A 15829-nucleotide genomic window follows, 5' to 3' on the forward strand; every position below is an offset into this window, starting at 1 on the left:
TGTGGCCGATCACCCTCTCAGGTCGGCTACGTATCACTGCCTTGGTAAGCCATTACCTTACCAACTAGCTAATACGCCGCGGGGCCATCCATAAGCGATAGCCGAAGCCATCTTTAATGATCGAAGCATGCGCTCTGATCACCTATGCGGTATTAGCATCCGTTTCCGGATGTTATCCCCCTCTTATGGGCAGGTTCCCCACGTGTTACTCACCCGTTCGCCACTCTTCCGCACTCTGCAAGCAGAGTGCTTCATCGTTCGACTTGCATGTATTAGGCATGCCGCCAGCGTTCGTCCTGAGCCAGGATCAAACTCTCAGTTTGATATAGCTCAAATTTAAAAATTGTGAGTTAAACATGTTAACTCGTTTGTGTTGTCCTGATCCGATAAATCGGACCGAAGACCCCTGCACATTTGGTTGTTTTACTTTGTTCAGTTTTCAAAGATCTCTTTCGTTCAGACGTTGACATTATCTCGTGTCAACTCATACAATATTACAGGCTTTCGTTTTCATTGTCAAGAACTTTTTGAAATTATTTTAGAAACCATTCCAAAGTTGTAAGCGTTCCCTTTGCCTCTACGACAACTACTTAAGTATATCTGATCGTTAGCAATATGTCAACAATAAAATTTCAAAACCTCGCTGCAGACTTTCAAAAGATGTTTTGCAGCAACGAGATTAATAATAACAGGTAATTTGATCATCGTCAAGGATTTTCAGATACTTTTCTCGATTTATTTTCCTGATCCTGCTAAAAGAGGATTGTACTGGATTTTCAGACATTCAATACAACAACGACGCTCCGAACACAGGAAATAAATTCCCGGTTCGAAGCGTCTCTGCGTTTTAAATAACACCTGCAAAGAGGTCAGTTATTACCCCTTTGATCCTCGTCTTTTTCAGATGATTCCTCATGGTCTGCTTCGTATTGATCTTTTTCTTTGTGTCTTTTCAGTTTGGCGATCTCAATCGTCCGTTTTAGCTGAGTGCTCCTGGCTTTTTCACCACTCACAGCTACTTCGATCGGTTTCACTTCATACTCTCCTGCCACATCACCATAGTATTTATTGTAGCGCTTTTTAAACTGCTGGAAGACGTAAACGACGAGCACTTTCAGGATAGCATATATCGGCACACCGAATATCAATCCGAATAACCCTAACAAGTCACCTGCAACTAATAGGACAATGATGATCGTTAATGGATGAACATTGAGCTGTTTGCCCATGATGTTGGGTTCTATGAAGTTCCCGTCTATGAACTGTACCACCATCCATACGAGGACAAGTTGAGCAACCATCCACCACGAATCGATCAGCGCTATGATGAGTGCGGGTATAAAGGCCAGCGTTGGTCCGATATACGGAATGATCGAGGTGAACCCGGCAATTATCGCAAGTACCCCATTGTACTGCAGCCCTATGATAGAGAAGCCTATGAACATCATGACCCCGATCGACGAAGCAATGATCAGCTGCCCTTTAACATATGCACCGACCTGTGTGTTCACTTCTGATGAAACGCGAATCAGGTCTTCTCTCCATTTAGGAGGTGTGACAGATAAAAAAGCCCGGAAAAACCGCTGTTCATCCTTAAGTAGGAAGAACAGGATAATAGGGAAAGTTATCAGTGTCACCACGACATTGGTCAGTCCAGAGACGAAACTCGATAAGCCACTGAAACCGTTCGACAGATACCGATTGATATTATCCGGTATTCCGGTAACAAAGCTTTCACCTTCTTGAATGAACGATTCGATTTCACCTCCAAAAGGAAGATCATCCAGCCACCCCGTCACTGAAGTGGTCAGTGAGTTGATAAAACTCGGAAATTCTTCTATGAACATGGTCACCTGATCCCTAAGCAAAGGGTACAACAGGAATATTCCTAACGTTAGTATCCCGATGATCAGCAGGAACAAAATACTGACCCCGACTATTCGTTTCACTTTATTTTTTTCCAGGAAATCTATAAAGGGATTGAACAGATAATACAATAATAGCGCGATGACAAAAGGCATCAAGATATTTGAAACAAGCACGAGTATCGGTGTAAAGATATAACTGACTTGATTGAATAAAAAGAAAGCAATACCTATCAGGATGATAACGACCAAACTGAAAATCAGGTCACTTGCTCCCAGAAAATTTATCCACCTGGTTTTTTTCATTTTTTCTCCTTCTTTCTGCATCTTACTTTACTTACTCTCTATTTTATAGGACATGCGAGCTAAATACGAGAAAAAACGATCACAGATTTAAATGCTAAAAAAGAGAGATGCTCGTCGCATCTCCCTTAATCATTATTTATAGTTTTAGGTTAATTGTTGTCGAGATTTTTCATTGTCGGGAACAGCAGAACGTCTCTGATCGTGTGAGCATCTGTCAGAAGCATCACTAAACGGTCGATACCGATACCCAGACCACCCGTTGGCGGCATACCATATTCGAGAGCTTCAATGAAATCTTCGTCGATTTCCTGAGCTTCCTCATTCCCCTGAGCTTTTTCTTTCATTTGTGCTTCAAATCGTTCACGCTGATCGATCGGATCATTCAGCTCGCTGAATGCATTCGCATATTCATGCTTGGCAATAAACAGCTCGAAACGATCCGTAAAGCGTCCATCTTCTTCATTCTTCTTGGCCAGTGGAGATATCTCCAAAGGGTGTCCATAAACAAATGTCGGCTGGACTAGCTTGTCTTCCACAAACGTTTCAAAGAATTCGTTGACCACGTGCCCAAAGGTTGCATAATCGTCGATTTCAACGTTATGGTCTTGAGCCAGCTGACGGGCTTCTTCATCCGTATACTCTTTATAAAAGTCGATACCTGTTTCTTCTTTGATCAGATCGACCATATGACGACGTGCCCATTTCCCGCCAAGCTGGATGGTTTCTTCGCCATAAGAGATCTCAGTTTCTCCCAATACTCTCTCTGCCACTGTCTGAATCAGTACTTCTGTAAGGTCCATAACGTCTTCCATATCATGGAAAGCTGTATAGAGTTCCAGCATGGTGAATTCAGGATTATGTGTCGTATCGATCCCTTCATTACGGAAAACGCGACCGATCTCATAGACCTTTTCCATACCGCCGACGATCAGGCGTTTCAAATGAAGCTCGATCGCGATACGCAGATACAGCTCCATGTCCAGGGCGTTATGATGGGTTACGAAGGGTCTGGCTGCTGCTCCCCCTGCAATATTGTGCAGAAGTGGTGTCTCCACTTCGAGATAACCTAAGCCGTTCAAGTGATTTCTAATCTCCTGAATGATTTGACTGCGTTTAGTGAAACGCTCGAAACTGTCTTCGTTGGCTATCAGGTCAAGATAACGCTGACGGTATTTCTGCTCAACGTTTGTAAGTCCATGATACTTATCCGGCAAGGGGCGCAGAGCTTTGGAGAGATAGGTCAGCTTTTCAGCTCGTACGGTCACTTCGCCCGTATTTGTTTTCATGACTGTTCCTTCGATACCGAAAAAGTCACCAAGGTCTGCCTGCTTGAAGCTTTCATATTGCTCGTCGCCCACGGCATCTTTCCGTACATAGATCTGAATCAAACCATTTTTATCTTTCAGATGCGCGAAGCCGGCTTTTCCTTTGCCGCGCTTTGTCATCAGACGCCCTGCCACAGAAACATTTATTTCTTCATCGTGCAGTTCATCCTTAGTTTTTTCTTCATACATTTCGTGCAGTTCAGACGAATAATGTGTGCGCACATAGCGAGAACCAAAAGGATCGATCCCACGTTCTTTCAAGTCATTCATTTTTTCACGACGTACAACTAACTGATCTGTTAAATTTTCATGTGTTCCATTTTCTTGAGACACTACAGTCACTCCATTCCTCACTCTATTTACTCATACTTATATTTTTAGATCCTTTGCAAAGTCGAGACTTCACTATTTATACTTTAAATGTGAAGCCATTCATACTGGATTATCGTACCATAACTCTTGATTCTCATAAAGAAAAAAGTGTAAAAAGCTTACGGCTGGTCTGTTTCTTCTTTCAAAGCAATCAGTTCATCTTCGTCGAAGTGATAAGCTTTTCTGCAGAAATGACAGACAGCATCCGCGCCGTGATCTTCGTCGATCATTTCCTGGATCTCTTTTTCCCCCAGCGAGACGATCGCATCTTTGAACCGCTCCTTTGAACAGTTGCACTTAAAGGATACGGGCATAGTCTCCAGTATGCGGGCCGAGCCATCTTTAACCAGTCGGTCCAGGATCTGTTCAGGCGTTTCCCCTTCATCCATCAGCTTGGAAATCAGCGGCAGCTCAGAGATTGCTTCTTCTACTTTTTGAATCGTTTCTTCGGATGCGTTCGGCATGACCTGGATCATGAACCCTCCTGCTGCTTTAACTGTCTCATCAGGATTGACTAGCACGGATAAGCCGATAGCTGAAGGCACCTGTTCACTGTTCGCCATGTAATAAGTGAAATCTTCCCCCAGTTCTCCGCTGACTAGTGGAACCTGCCCCACAAAAGGGCGTTTCATATTCAAGTCTTTACTGACAGTAAGCATACCTTCTGTTCCCACAGCACCTCTGACATCGATTTTCCCTTGTTCGTTGAGCGGTAAACTGACTTTTGGATGCTTGATATACCCCTTCGTCTCACCTTTACCGTTACTGTCAACCAGTATATAGCCGACTGGGCCGTTCCCTTCTATACGGACGGTCAGTGTTTCGTCACCTTTAAGTGTGGTCCCCAGCAGCGTCGTCCCTACCATGGCACGTCCCAGAGCCGCTGTTGCCGCACTCCAGGTTTGGTGATTTTCCCGGGCTGTTTTGACCATGTCTGTTGATTCGACGACATACACGCGGATCTGATCATTAAAGCCCAATGCTTTTATCAATTTATCTGCCATTAGTCACATTCCTTTATCTTTTTGTCATTCATCTATTTACACGGAAAGAAGAGGATGCGAATAATCCGCCATCCTCTTCTCTGCTTGTTACGCTTTTGGTTCGTCTTCTGATCCTTCTTTTTTACTGTCTGAGCCTTCAGTATCCGATGAATCCTTTTCCTGACTTGCTTCAAAACGTTTTTCACGTTCACGTTCTTTTTTCTCACGTGCCGCTTTGATTTCCTCAAACGTTTTCCCGATTTCTTCTTCATCAGGATCTCTTTCAGTTTCTTCTTTTTCAGAAGGGTATTCTGATGAAGGTGAAACATCTTTTGCAGGCATTTCGCCTTGTTCGAATAATGATTTGATCTGTTTCTCGTCCAGCGTTTCCACTTCAAGCAGTTTCTGAGCGATCAAATCATGCGCTTCTTTATGTTCTTCAAGAATGCGTCTTGCTTCAGTATGTGCTTCATTTAATATTCGCAGGACTTCCTGATCGATCTGGTAGGCAAACTGTTCAGAATATGCTTTGGACTGAGAGTAATCTCTGCCAAGGAATACCTGACCGCCGCCTTCATACTGGACCGGTCCGAGCAAGTCACTCATGCCGTATTCCGTTACCATACTTCTGGCGATCTGTGTTGCCTGCTGGAAGTCATTCGAGGCACCACTTGACTGTGAATCAAAGATGATTTCTTCAGCTACGCGTCCACCCAGAAGTCCGACGATCTGTTCGAACAATTCTTTTTTCGTCATCAGGAAGCGATCTTCTTTCGGAAGCATGATGGCATATCCGCCGGCTCTTCCACGAGGAACGATCGTCACTTTATGAACGATACGGGCATCACTTAAAACAAGACCGACGATCGTATGTCCAGCTTCGTGATACGCGACCATCGAACGTTCAGTATCAGATATGACGCGGTCTTTCTTGGCAGGACCGGCAATAACACGGTCATGCGCCTCATCGATATCCAGCTCTTCGATTTGTTTACTGTCACGTCTTGCAGCAACTAAGGCTGCTTCATTCAGTAAGTTCTCCAAATCAGCCCCGGAGAATCCTGGCGTCTGTCTGGCAATAATCTTCAAATCGACATTTGATGCTAAAGGTTTATTTTTAGCATGGACTTTAAGGATCGCTTCACGACCTTTGACATCCGGCCTGCCAACCATGATGCGTCTGTCAAAACGGCCCGGACGCAAGAGGGCAGGGTCCAGAACATCTTGTCGGTTTGTTGCCGCAATGACGATGACGCCTTCGTTACCTGTGAACCCGTCCATTTCTACGAGGAGCTGGTTAAGCGTCTGCTCACGCTCATCATGCCCGCCGCCCATGCCGGCACCACGCTGACGTCCGACGGCATCGATCTCATCGATAAAGATGATAGCCGGCGCTGTTTTCTTCGCATTTTCAAATAAGTCTCTGACACGGCTGGCCCCGACACCTACGAACATCTCAACGAATTCAGAACCTGAAATTGAGAAGAACGGTACACCGGCTTCACCGGCAACGGCTTTGGCAAGTAACGTTTTACCTGTTCCTGGAGGTCCTTCAAGCAGAACACCTGCCGGGATGCGTGCACCCAGATTGGCAAAGCGTCTTGGATCTTTCAGGAATTCAACGATTTCTACTAATTCTTCTTTTTCTTCATCTGCACCAGCGACATCTGAAAAACGCACTTTACTTGTTTTCGCGTCACTTTCTTTTGCTTTGGACTTGCCAAAGTTCATCACACCACGGCCTCCGCCGCCGCCTCCGCCTTGTCCTGACTGACTCATCATGAAATAAATGAATCCGACAAACAACAAGAGCGGCAGGAATGAGAAGAGGAGGCTTGTCCAGATACCGGTCGTCGGTTCTTCGACAGATACGATGTTCACATCGTTTTCTTCTGCCAGCTGATACACATCTTCCACAATGCTGTCATTTCTTAGTATATAAGTGGTAAACGTCGAAGCATCCTCCTGCTCCAGACTTCCGAAGAAGTTGACGTCCTGATCTTGTTCTAGTTCTATTTCCTGTCCTTCACGTAATTGACCTGTGATTTCATAAACTCCAGCTGTGGGCTGCACTTGAAATTCTTCTATACGATCTTCTTCTAAAAACTCTATAAATTCAGTTGAACTTACACTCTCTGAAGCTTGATCTTGTCCGCCACTCGTCGCCCAACTTGCAATACCAATAACCGCAAGAAACACGATGACGTAGAAGAGGCCACTTTTGAAAAATCCTTTCTTCATGTCATCCTCCATCTATCACTTGTATTTTTATTATTATTTAAGCAGAAGCTTAATTAATAGTCTTATATATGTTAACACACTTGACCATTTTTGACTATGAATTTTGTTTGATGATTGTACCTTAACACTATGAAAAGGCAGCGGGTAAGCGTCTATCAGGCTGCTACTGGTAGATTTCAGGTTTGAGGACGCCGATATACGGAAGATTTCGATAGTTTTCTATATAATCCAAACCGTATCCCACAACAAACTCGTGCGGCACTTCAAAGCCGACCCAATCTGCTTGAATATCGATTTTTCGGCCAGTTGGTTTATCAAGGATCGTTACGATTTTGACTGAAGCTGCTTTACGGTACTTGAACATATCTTTCAGATAAGCCAGTGTCCCGCCTGTATCGATGATATCTTCAACGAAAAGAACGTGGCGGCCTTCGACATTCGTATCAAGATCCTTAAGTATTTTGACTTCTCCTGATGACACCATTTCATTGCCGTAGCTGGATACATCCATAAAATCTATTTCAAGATAAATATCCATCGCTTTGATCAGGTCTGCCATAAACGGCAAGGCGCCTTTCAATACGCCAACAAGCAGCGGGTTCTTGCCTTCATACTCCTTTGAAAGTATGGCACCAAGTTCTTTAACTTTTGCCTGTATTTCCTCTTCACTGATCAGAATTTTTTCCATATCGTTTTTCACGTTTATCGTCTCCTTTGTCTATTCAGTTCATGCTTCCGTTTGTTTCTGGTATATAAGTACGTAAATTATTGTATCAGTTAATGGGTTGAGTGACAACGGCGATTCTTTATAACCGGCCAGCCAGACGATTCGCCCCTGGCTGTCAGTTACCAGCCAGGCTTCGTCGCGTTTTTTTCTGGGGACTTTCTGGTCGATAAAAATATCTTTTATTTTTTTAGACCCGTCGAGCCCCTTCACTTTCATCTTATCACCTGGTTTACGATGGCGGACTGAGAGCGGCCATTTCACCTGCTTGTCACCAAGATAAATGATCTGGCCCGCCACTTCACCCATCTCCTGGAACATTTCATAGGTGAAGCAGCCCAGTCTCTCTCTTTCGCTGAGCACGAGCCACTCATCGACCTGCAGTGTTGCCGGATCAGCACCGGTATTACCGCTTGTTTCATCAATGTATCGTGCTTTTTCTATCATACACCGGTCGTATGCTTTTTGCGCTGTCAAACCATTGGGTAATTCCAGATAGGTATTGGGCCTGCCTGTCTCGAACCAGTCAAGCAGCAGCTCGATGTGGACCCGGCTGACTGCATAAGCCTCCGTGACCCGCCACTTCCTGAAAGCACTGCGCAGGACGATTTTCTTGAATCCGTGTTCCTGAGTGTGAAAAGTGGAGAGGTTCACTTGCATCCGGTCTTGCGTGATCTCGAACGAACGGTCGAGTTCTTCTTGGACTAGAGGTTTTACAACGTGAATCATATCTTCCAGATCCTGTGAAAAATCGCAGATATGCTGTTCCAAAGCAGGATTTTCCCGCTTCAATTCCGGAATGATATGATGCCTGAATCTGTTGCGGGTGTAGGCAGTCGACTGATTGCTTGCATCTTCTCTCCAGTGTATCCCGTTTTCTTTTGCATAATTCACAATCATTTCTTTTGAATAGGGCAGCATGAGACGCAGAACAAAGCGATCATCAACAGGCCTAATGACAGAGATCCCTGTCAGTTCATCCAGTGAATTTCCCCGCACAAGCCGCATCAGGACAGTTTCCACCTGATCATCACGATGATGAGCGGTGAGGATGAGCCGGCTGCCCACTTTTTCGGCAACGGCTTTGAAAAAGCTGTACCGGATATTTCTCGCTTCCTGTTCGATACCCGATCCTGGATGGTCGGCCTTATCCCAAGTATAGGTATGCACAGGAACGGCGTATTTCTGCATCCACTCGTTTACAAACTGCTCTTCCTCATCCGACTCATGTCTCAGCTGATGGTTGATATGTGCCACATGGATGGTGGGTCTGCAGTCATTCGGGAGCTGATTCAATAAGTCAAACAGTACCATGGAATCAACGCCACCGGACAAACCCACAACGATGTTTTCGCCTGGACGCCAGTAGCCGCCGGCCTTTACCTGATCCAAAAAATGTACAGCGAGATTCACTGCCATCCCCCCTTTTTCTGATAATGCGTGTTATTTCATAATAAGTAAAAAGGATTCAGGGATCCCCCCTAAACCCTTTATTTTATATAGTATAAATGCCTAATTAACCTTTTCGACCACCGCGGCCGCCACGTTTGTTTTCCGTGTGACGTTTTAAAGATGTCAGACGATCTTCACTGTCTTTCAAAAATGAACTCATCAGTGAATCAAAATCGTCTTTTTTCGCTGCCGGACGTTTATGCGAAGAACTTTGACGTCCTCTGCTGGATGGTTTTGGCTTGGAAGCCTCAGCTGCAGGTTTCTCTTGAGCCTTACGGATAGATAATCCGATTTTTCCATCGTCGGCGATAGATAAGACTTTTACTGTAACGGTTTGACCGACTTCTAATTCTTCGTTGATGTTCTCAACGTAACTGTCTGATACCTCACTGATGTGCACTAAACCTGTTTTGTTGTTGCCCAGATCGATAAATGCACCAAAATTAGCAATACCCGTAACTTTTCCTTCTACTTTGCTTCCAACTTCAATTGACATGTTTTCTATGTTGCCTCCTAAATAATTTGAGTTAATTATAGCATGTTGAAAATAAAGAATAAAGGATTAATGAAATGTTTGTGAATTATTTTCGATTAATGTTCGTGTTTCACTCACTCTGTTCCTCTGACTCATTTTCTTCATCTTCGAAAACCCCTGATCCTTCTTCAGTCACCTTAGTGTGATCCGGGTTTCTGTCATCCGGAAAACTGAAGACTATTTCATTATCTTTAGTCAAGTAATACTCGCTGCGGGCCAGCTTGGCTACGTATTCTTCATCTTCCAGCAGACCGATGTAATACTCCAGTTCTTCCTGACGCAGGTCCAGAGACTCCAGTTCTTCCTGGGCCTGGACCTTCTGATCCTCCAGCTGCTGCAAGGTGTAATAATTCCTTACCAGTCCGCTTCCAACAAGTAAGACGAGCATGATCCCCGCAGCCACGATCAGCTGCATTCTTCTTTTTAATTTTCTTTTCTGTTTGAATTCTCTTATGCTTTCGAGCGTTTTATGTTTTATGTATGGATTCTCCATGCGTGTAACGCTCTGTTTCTTCTTATCCATATCATAGCCCCCTGGATTCATTCTCTTCCTGTTTACTGATTGACTAAAGTATAGCAATAAACCCCACCAATGAAAAGAACCAGCAGTTAATAAAAAAAGAATAATGGACATCCGACGCATTTTGTTCGCAGGTCGAAAGATGTCCATTATTCTGATTGTCTGCCACTCTTTTTGATGAAGCAGCTCTGTTTCACTTAATCCTTTTGCTTTTTACTCATACGACTGCTTAAACGTCTCTTCTATGACTGTGTATAAGTCCTTTGCCTCATCTTTTTTCGTCGTATCTCTAATATCATCCACCGATACTTTCAGTGTTTTGTTGCCGAACTGGATCGTCAGCTCATCGCCGACAGCGACCTGACTGGAAGATTTGGCTGTCTTCCCGTTGATTTGTATACGGTCTTTGTCTGCAATTTCTTTGGCTACCGATCGTCGCTTGATAATGCGTGATACTTTAAGAAATTTATCGAGTCTCATCGTTTTTCCTCTTTTCTTCCGCTTTTATTTTCTGCCACAAGGCATCCACTTCTTCCGCCGTCGCCGCTTCTACTCCATCAAACACATGCGGATGACGGCGTCTGATTTTTCTGTTCACTGTTTCTAGTACGTCTTCAAAGGTAAATTGCCCTTCCTTTTCAGCGATACTGGACTGATATAACAGCTGGACTAAAACATCTCCGAGTTCTTCCATCCAGTTCTCGCTGTCACCTTTTTCGATAGCCTCGACCAGTTCCTGCGTTTCTTCTTTAAGGTACTTGATCAGCGACTGAGCCGATTGTTCGTTGATCCACACATCGCCCTGCTCGTCATCAGTCACTCTATCTATATAATACTGGAGCGTTGAAAGAGACGTGACCTGTTCATCCAGCTCAAGCGGTGGGATGTACAAGGATCTCAAGTTGTAAACCCCTTCAAAGCGGTCGATTTCGTATAAAGGCATCCAGCTGATGTTTTCCTGGCTGCTTCCGGCTGCATCGATAACGGCGACGCTGTGATCATCAGGATACTTTTCCATCAGCGTCAGTTTCACGTCCCCGGCCATCAAGGCATTGAATACCTGCATGACGATGACGTGCTGACCCGTATGCAGCGTATCCTGATTCAGATCAAAGGAATCCAGTAGCTGAAAGCCTTCGACCGGGTCGACCTGAACAGACTGGAAGAGATCGTCGATAAAACTTTTTCCTCCGACGATGTTGACCTCCGGGTACTTGTCCAGAAGATCTTTCACTGTTTTTTCAGCGACCATCGGATGACCGGGTACCGCATAAAGAATCTCTTGCTCTTCTGCGAGTGAAATAAGTTCATCTACGATGGCTGCGTATACTTTCTCGAAATCTTTGCCCATCTCTTCGTAAAGATAGTCAAATGCCTTGAAGACTACACCTTCTGCTTTCAGTTCTGTAACTGCAGGATGATCCTCCGTCCTTAAATAGACGACCTTGGCTTCTTTGATTTTTTTCTCTATTTTGATCGGCATCTGGTCTTTATCCCCCGGACCGAGCCCTACTACATTGATTCTGTTCATTTTATCCTCCTAACTCTTCGTTTTTCTTCAAAAGGTGCTACTCAGAAGTTTAACATTTACTGAGTTCGACATTCACGATCGAAAAGTGCTCACTCAACCATTTGCGACTTGCTGAGTTCGACATTTCGCTTTGAAAAGTGCTCGCTCAACTGATCAGGGTTCTCCGAGTTCGACATCTTACTCGCAAAAGTGCTGACTCAAGCAACCAGGACTCTCCCAGTTCGACATCTTACTCGCAAAAGTGCTGACTCAAGCAACCAGGACTCTCCCAGTTCGACATCTTACTCGCAAAAGTGCTGACTCAAGCAACCAGGACTCTCCCAGTTCGACATTTCGCTTTGTAAAGTGCTCACTCAACTGATCAGAGCTCTCCGAGTTCGACATCTTACTCATTTTTACGACTCACCTGCATAATAAGCAGACATTTATTTATTTTTTACTGGTCTGCTTTTCACTTTGTTTTTCTTTCTCCATACGATATTCCGCGCAGTTTTTCGAGAACAGAACCAGGGCATCCAGCCATACGTTCTCCTGCATGCGTCTGGTGAGTTTAAAGGCGACGGAAAGTTTATCTCCCGACTGCATGTCTGTCTTCATCGGGATATCTTTCAGTGCCTTGAATATTTCAGGAAGTGGAAATTTCCGTGTCCCTTCAGCGGAAAAGGTCACAGTGATTGTCGCGTTTTCCCGCTTGATCGTTTCTATGAGTGCTGTTTCGCTGTACATTTTGAGTAGTCCGACGGAAAGGAGATCTGCCACCGACTGAGGATACTCCCCAAAGCGGTCGATCAGTTCATCCTGCAGCTCGACATAGTCCTCTTCCGAGGAGAACTGGCGGATCCGTTTGTACAGCTCGATCTTCTGCCGTTCGTCTTCCACATAAGAGCCGGGAAGATACGCATCAAGAGACAGATCCATTTCGACATGGGTCTTGGCTTGCGTCTTGTCTCCGCGTTTTCTGGCTACCGCTTCAGACAGCATCTGCGAGTACAGATCGAAGCCGACACTGTCGATGAAGCCGTGCTGCTGCTGGCCTAACAAATTCCCCGCACCGCGGATCGCCAGATCACGCATGGCGATCTTGAAGCCGGATCCCAGTTCAGTGAAATCCTTGATCGCCTGAAGACGCTTTTCACTCACTTCAGTCAGCACTTTATTCGGCTGATGCATGAAGTAGGCATAAGCGATGCGGCTGCTTCGACCGACCCGTCCTCTTAACTGATACAATTGTGACAGCCCCATCCGGTCCGCATCTTCAACGATCAGGGTATTGACGTTCGGTATGTCCACACCGGTTTCAATGATCGTTGTGGTCACGAGCAGGTCGAATTCTCCTTGAATAAATTCATAAAGTACGTTTTCCAGCTGGTTCTCACTCATCTGACCATGTGCATAGGCGATCCGCGCTTCAGGCACGAGCTGCTGCAGTTCATCTGCCCGTTGCTCGATCGTGCTGACGCGGTTGTGAAGATAAAAGACCTGACCGCCGCGTGCCAGTTCCCGCTGGATCGATTCCTGTACGACCGGACCGTTCATCTCCATGACATAGGTCTGTACCGGATAGCGGTTGGCCGGTGGTGTTTCGATGACAGACAGATCCCTGACCCCAAGCATCGACATATGCAGTGTACGCGGAATAGGTGTTGCGGTGAGCGTCAGGACATCCACTTCGTTTTTCAGCTGCTTCAGCCGTTCTTTATGCTTCACGCCAAAGCGCTGTTCCTCATCAACGATCAGCAGACCGAGATCCTGAAACTCGATATCCTTGGATAACACCCGGTGGGTCCCAACGACGATATCGACTTGTCCTTTTCTTAATCCGTTCACCGTTTCTTTGATCTGCTTGCCTGTTCTGAAACGGCTCAAAAGGCCGATCTCGACAGGAAAATCCGCGAACCGTTCGATCATGGTCTCGTAATGCTGCTGAGCCAATACAGTCGTCGGCACCAGAAATGCGACCTGTTTGCCGTCCTGCACGGCTTTGAATGCCGCCCGCATCGCTACCTCTGTTTTTCCGTACCCAACATCTCCAACAAGCAGTCGGTCCATCGGTTTCTTTTTCTCCATATCCTTTTTCACTTCATGGATAGAACGCAGCTGATCATCCGTTTCCGTATAAGGAAAGACATCATCAAATTCCTGCTGGTAGGCATCATCCTCTGAAAAGCCATAGCCCACCTTGCTTTCTCTGGCGGCATAGAGCTCGATCAGATCATCGGCAATATCTTCCACTTGAGCAGCTACACGATTTTTCGTTTTCGCCCAGGCCGTTCCGCCAAGCTTGTTCAGCTTCGGCGTCTTCCCTTCGGAAGATACATATTTCTGCAGCAGATTGAGCTGAGAGACCGGAATAAACAGCTTGGATGTATCACTGTATACAACAGACAAGTAATCCTGATGTATGCCGTTTATCTCCATCGTCTCCATACCCATGAACTGCCCGATCCCGTGATTGACGTGGACCACATAATCGCCTTTTTCTAGTTCCGAATAACTTTTAAGCCTTTCAGCATTGGTAATATTCTGGCGTCTGGGTTTTTTCTTCGGGATCCGGTTGAACAGTTCTTTTTCAGTCAAAACAGCCAATCTCTGCTGGGGCAGTTCAAAACCAGTCTGTACACTTGACGTTATGACCTGCACTCTCTCAGACTCGATCGTCCCGTCTTTGGACAGCACACTTTCGATCTCAAAGTTAAGCAGCGTCTGATGGACTTTTTCGGCCCGTTCTTCGCTGTCAGTCATGACCACAACAGTATAGTTCTGTTTCTTCCAGCGTTCCATCTCTGTTTTAACGAGCGGCATCTGTCCAAAAAATTTCTGCATCGTCCGGTACTGGAATGCATGGATCGCATCCAGTTTCAGACCTTTCATCCCTTTTTGAAACAGTGCGAAATGCATCTGCGGCTGGTAAGCCTGCTTGAGCGTTTCTCTGAATGGAACAGAGAAAGACTGATCGTACAGGATCGTGCCGCTGGACAGCTGACTAGTTACCCACTCGGCTTCTTCTTGATCCAGACGTGCTTCGTTTTCGAGGATCCGCGGATACTCGTCCATGACGATGACCGCCTCTCCAGAAGCATAATCGATGACCGTTGCCTTGTCTCTGTACAACAGGTCCGTGTATTTTGCCAGTTCTTCAATGTAAGCTTCTTCTCTGATCGCATCCATGACCGGCGTCACACTGTGCGTCAGCTGTTCCTTCCGATCCCCTTCTTTTATTTTCTTCATTGAATGGGTGAAAGCTTTGTCAAAGCGCTGCAGTATCTCTTCTTTTTTATCGACAGGAAGCAGCGCATCTGTTGCAGGGATGATCGTCACCTGATCGATATTATGACTGGACCTCTGTGTGTCTGCATCAAAATATCGCAGAGAATCCACTTCAACATCGAACAATTCCATACGTACGGGCTGCTCTTCAGTTAGCGGATAAACATCAACGATCCCACCGCGGATGCTGTATTCCCCTGGAGCCGCCACTTTCTGTTCGCGTCGGTAGCCCATTTCGGTCAGCTTGAATGTGATTTCATCCAGTTCGACTTCGTCACCCACAGCAAAAGACAGTTCGGCATCTCTAAACACTTTAGGGTCTGGCAGGATTTTACGTGCGCCGGCAAGGGGAACCACGACGATCCCCGGCTCTCCCTTTAATAGAAAATCCAGTGCCTTGACACGGTCAGCCCGTGCTTCCGGTGATGCGATCGCCATTTCAGCATGGATCATATCATCGACCGAGAAGAGAAAGAGCTGTTCATCAGGCACTAAACCTGTCAGATCAGCGATCATCTGATTGGCATGATAAAGATTCTGAGTGACCACAACGAGCGGTTTCTTTTTTTCTTCCAGCATCGCCTGAAGCAGAAGTGTCCGGGCTGAACCCGCCAGCCCCGTGATCAGCTGATGACTCTGATCGGTCAGTGTCTCAAAAACCTCCTGTACCGAAGGCTTGTTACTTAAAAATGTGTGTAAGTGTAGCAT

At 45.6% G+C, this 15829-nt stretch carries 11 protein-coding genes and 1 rRNA gene; all 12 read right to left on the reverse strand.

The window, feature by feature from the left end; all coding sequences use genetic code 11:
* Positions 1 to 323, reverse strand: a 16S ribosomal RNA gene (locus tag BM049_RS01900); the annotation flags it as partial.
* A 546-nt stretch (positions 324 to 869) separates the two neighbouring features.
* A complete protein-coding gene (locus tag BM049_RS01905; protein WP_245751828.1) occupies positions 870 to 2171 on the reverse strand; it encodes an AI-2E family transporter in 1302 nt (433 codons plus the stop codon).
* 149 nt (positions 2172 to 2320) lie between these two features.
* Positions 2321 to 3829 carry a lysine--tRNA ligase gene (lysS, locus tag BM049_RS01910; protein ID WP_091528243.1) on the reverse strand — a complete coding sequence of 503 codons (1509 nt, stop codon included), beginning with the start codon at positions 3827 to 3829 and terminating at the stop codon, positions 2321 to 2323.
* A 158-nt stretch (positions 3830 to 3987) separates the two neighbouring features.
* A complete protein-coding gene (gene hslO, locus BM049_RS01915) occupies positions 3988 to 4872 on the reverse strand; it encodes an Hsp33 family molecular chaperone HslO (RefSeq protein WP_091528245.1) in 885 nt (294 codons plus the stop codon).
* Positions 4873 to 4959: 87 nt separating this feature from the next.
* Positions 4960 to 7092 (reverse strand): ATP-dependent zinc metalloprotease FtsH, encoded by a 2133-nt coding sequence (gene ftsH / locus BM049_RS01920; RefSeq protein ID WP_091528246.1) that lies wholly within the window; start codon positions 7090 to 7092, stop codon positions 4960 to 4962.
* Positions 7093 to 7255: 163 nt separating this feature from the next.
* The gene (gene hpt, locus BM049_RS01925; RefSeq protein ID WP_177188578.1) at positions 7256 to 7780 is read right to left on the reverse strand and encodes a hypoxanthine phosphoribosyltransferase; all 525 of its coding nucleotides are present in this window, start codon (positions 7778 to 7780) and stop codon (positions 7256 to 7258) included.
* Positions 7781 to 7819: 39 nt separating this feature from the next.
* Entirely contained in the window at positions 7820 to 9229 is a 1410-nt protein-coding gene (tilS, locus tag BM049_RS01930) for a tRNA lysidine(34) synthetase TilS (protein WP_177188555.1), read from the reverse strand.
* Between the two features lie 103 nt (positions 9230 to 9332).
* The gene (locus BM049_RS01935) at positions 9333 to 9764 is read right to left on the reverse strand and encodes a S1 domain-containing RNA-binding protein (protein ID WP_091528251.1); all 432 of its coding nucleotides are present in this window, start codon (positions 9762 to 9764) and stop codon (positions 9333 to 9335) included.
* 109 nt (positions 9765 to 9873) lie between these two features.
* On the reverse strand, positions 9874 to 10326 hold the full coding sequence (locus BM049_RS01940; protein ID WP_177188556.1) for an FtsB family cell division protein: 453 nt from the start codon (positions 10324 to 10326) through the stop codon (positions 9874 to 9876).
* A gap of 210 nt (positions 10327 to 10536) precedes the next feature.
* Positions 10537 to 10803: an RNA-binding S4 domain-containing protein gene (locus BM049_RS01945; protein ID WP_091528254.1), complete on the reverse strand. Its 267-nt coding sequence runs from the start codon at positions 10801 to 10803 to the stop codon at positions 10537 to 10539.
* On the reverse strand, positions 10790 to 11854 hold the full coding sequence (locus BM049_RS01950; protein ID WP_091528256.1) for a MazG nucleotide pyrophosphohydrolase domain-containing protein: 1065 nt from the start codon (positions 11852 to 11854) through the stop codon (positions 10790 to 10792). The genes BM049_RS01945 and BM049_RS01950 overlap by 14 nt, the downstream gene beginning before the upstream one ends.
* Positions 11855 to 12283: 429 nt before the next feature.
* Positions 12284 to 15829, reverse strand: a complete 3546-nt coding sequence (gene mfd / locus BM049_RS01955) for a transcription-repair coupling factor (RefSeq protein WP_091528257.1) — start codon at positions 15827 to 15829, stop codon at positions 12284 to 12286.

Source organism: Alkalibacterium subtropicum (assembly GCF_900112455.1).
GTDB lineage: Bacteria > Bacillota > Bacilli > Lactobacillales > Carnobacteriaceae_A > Alkalibacterium > Alkalibacterium subtropicum.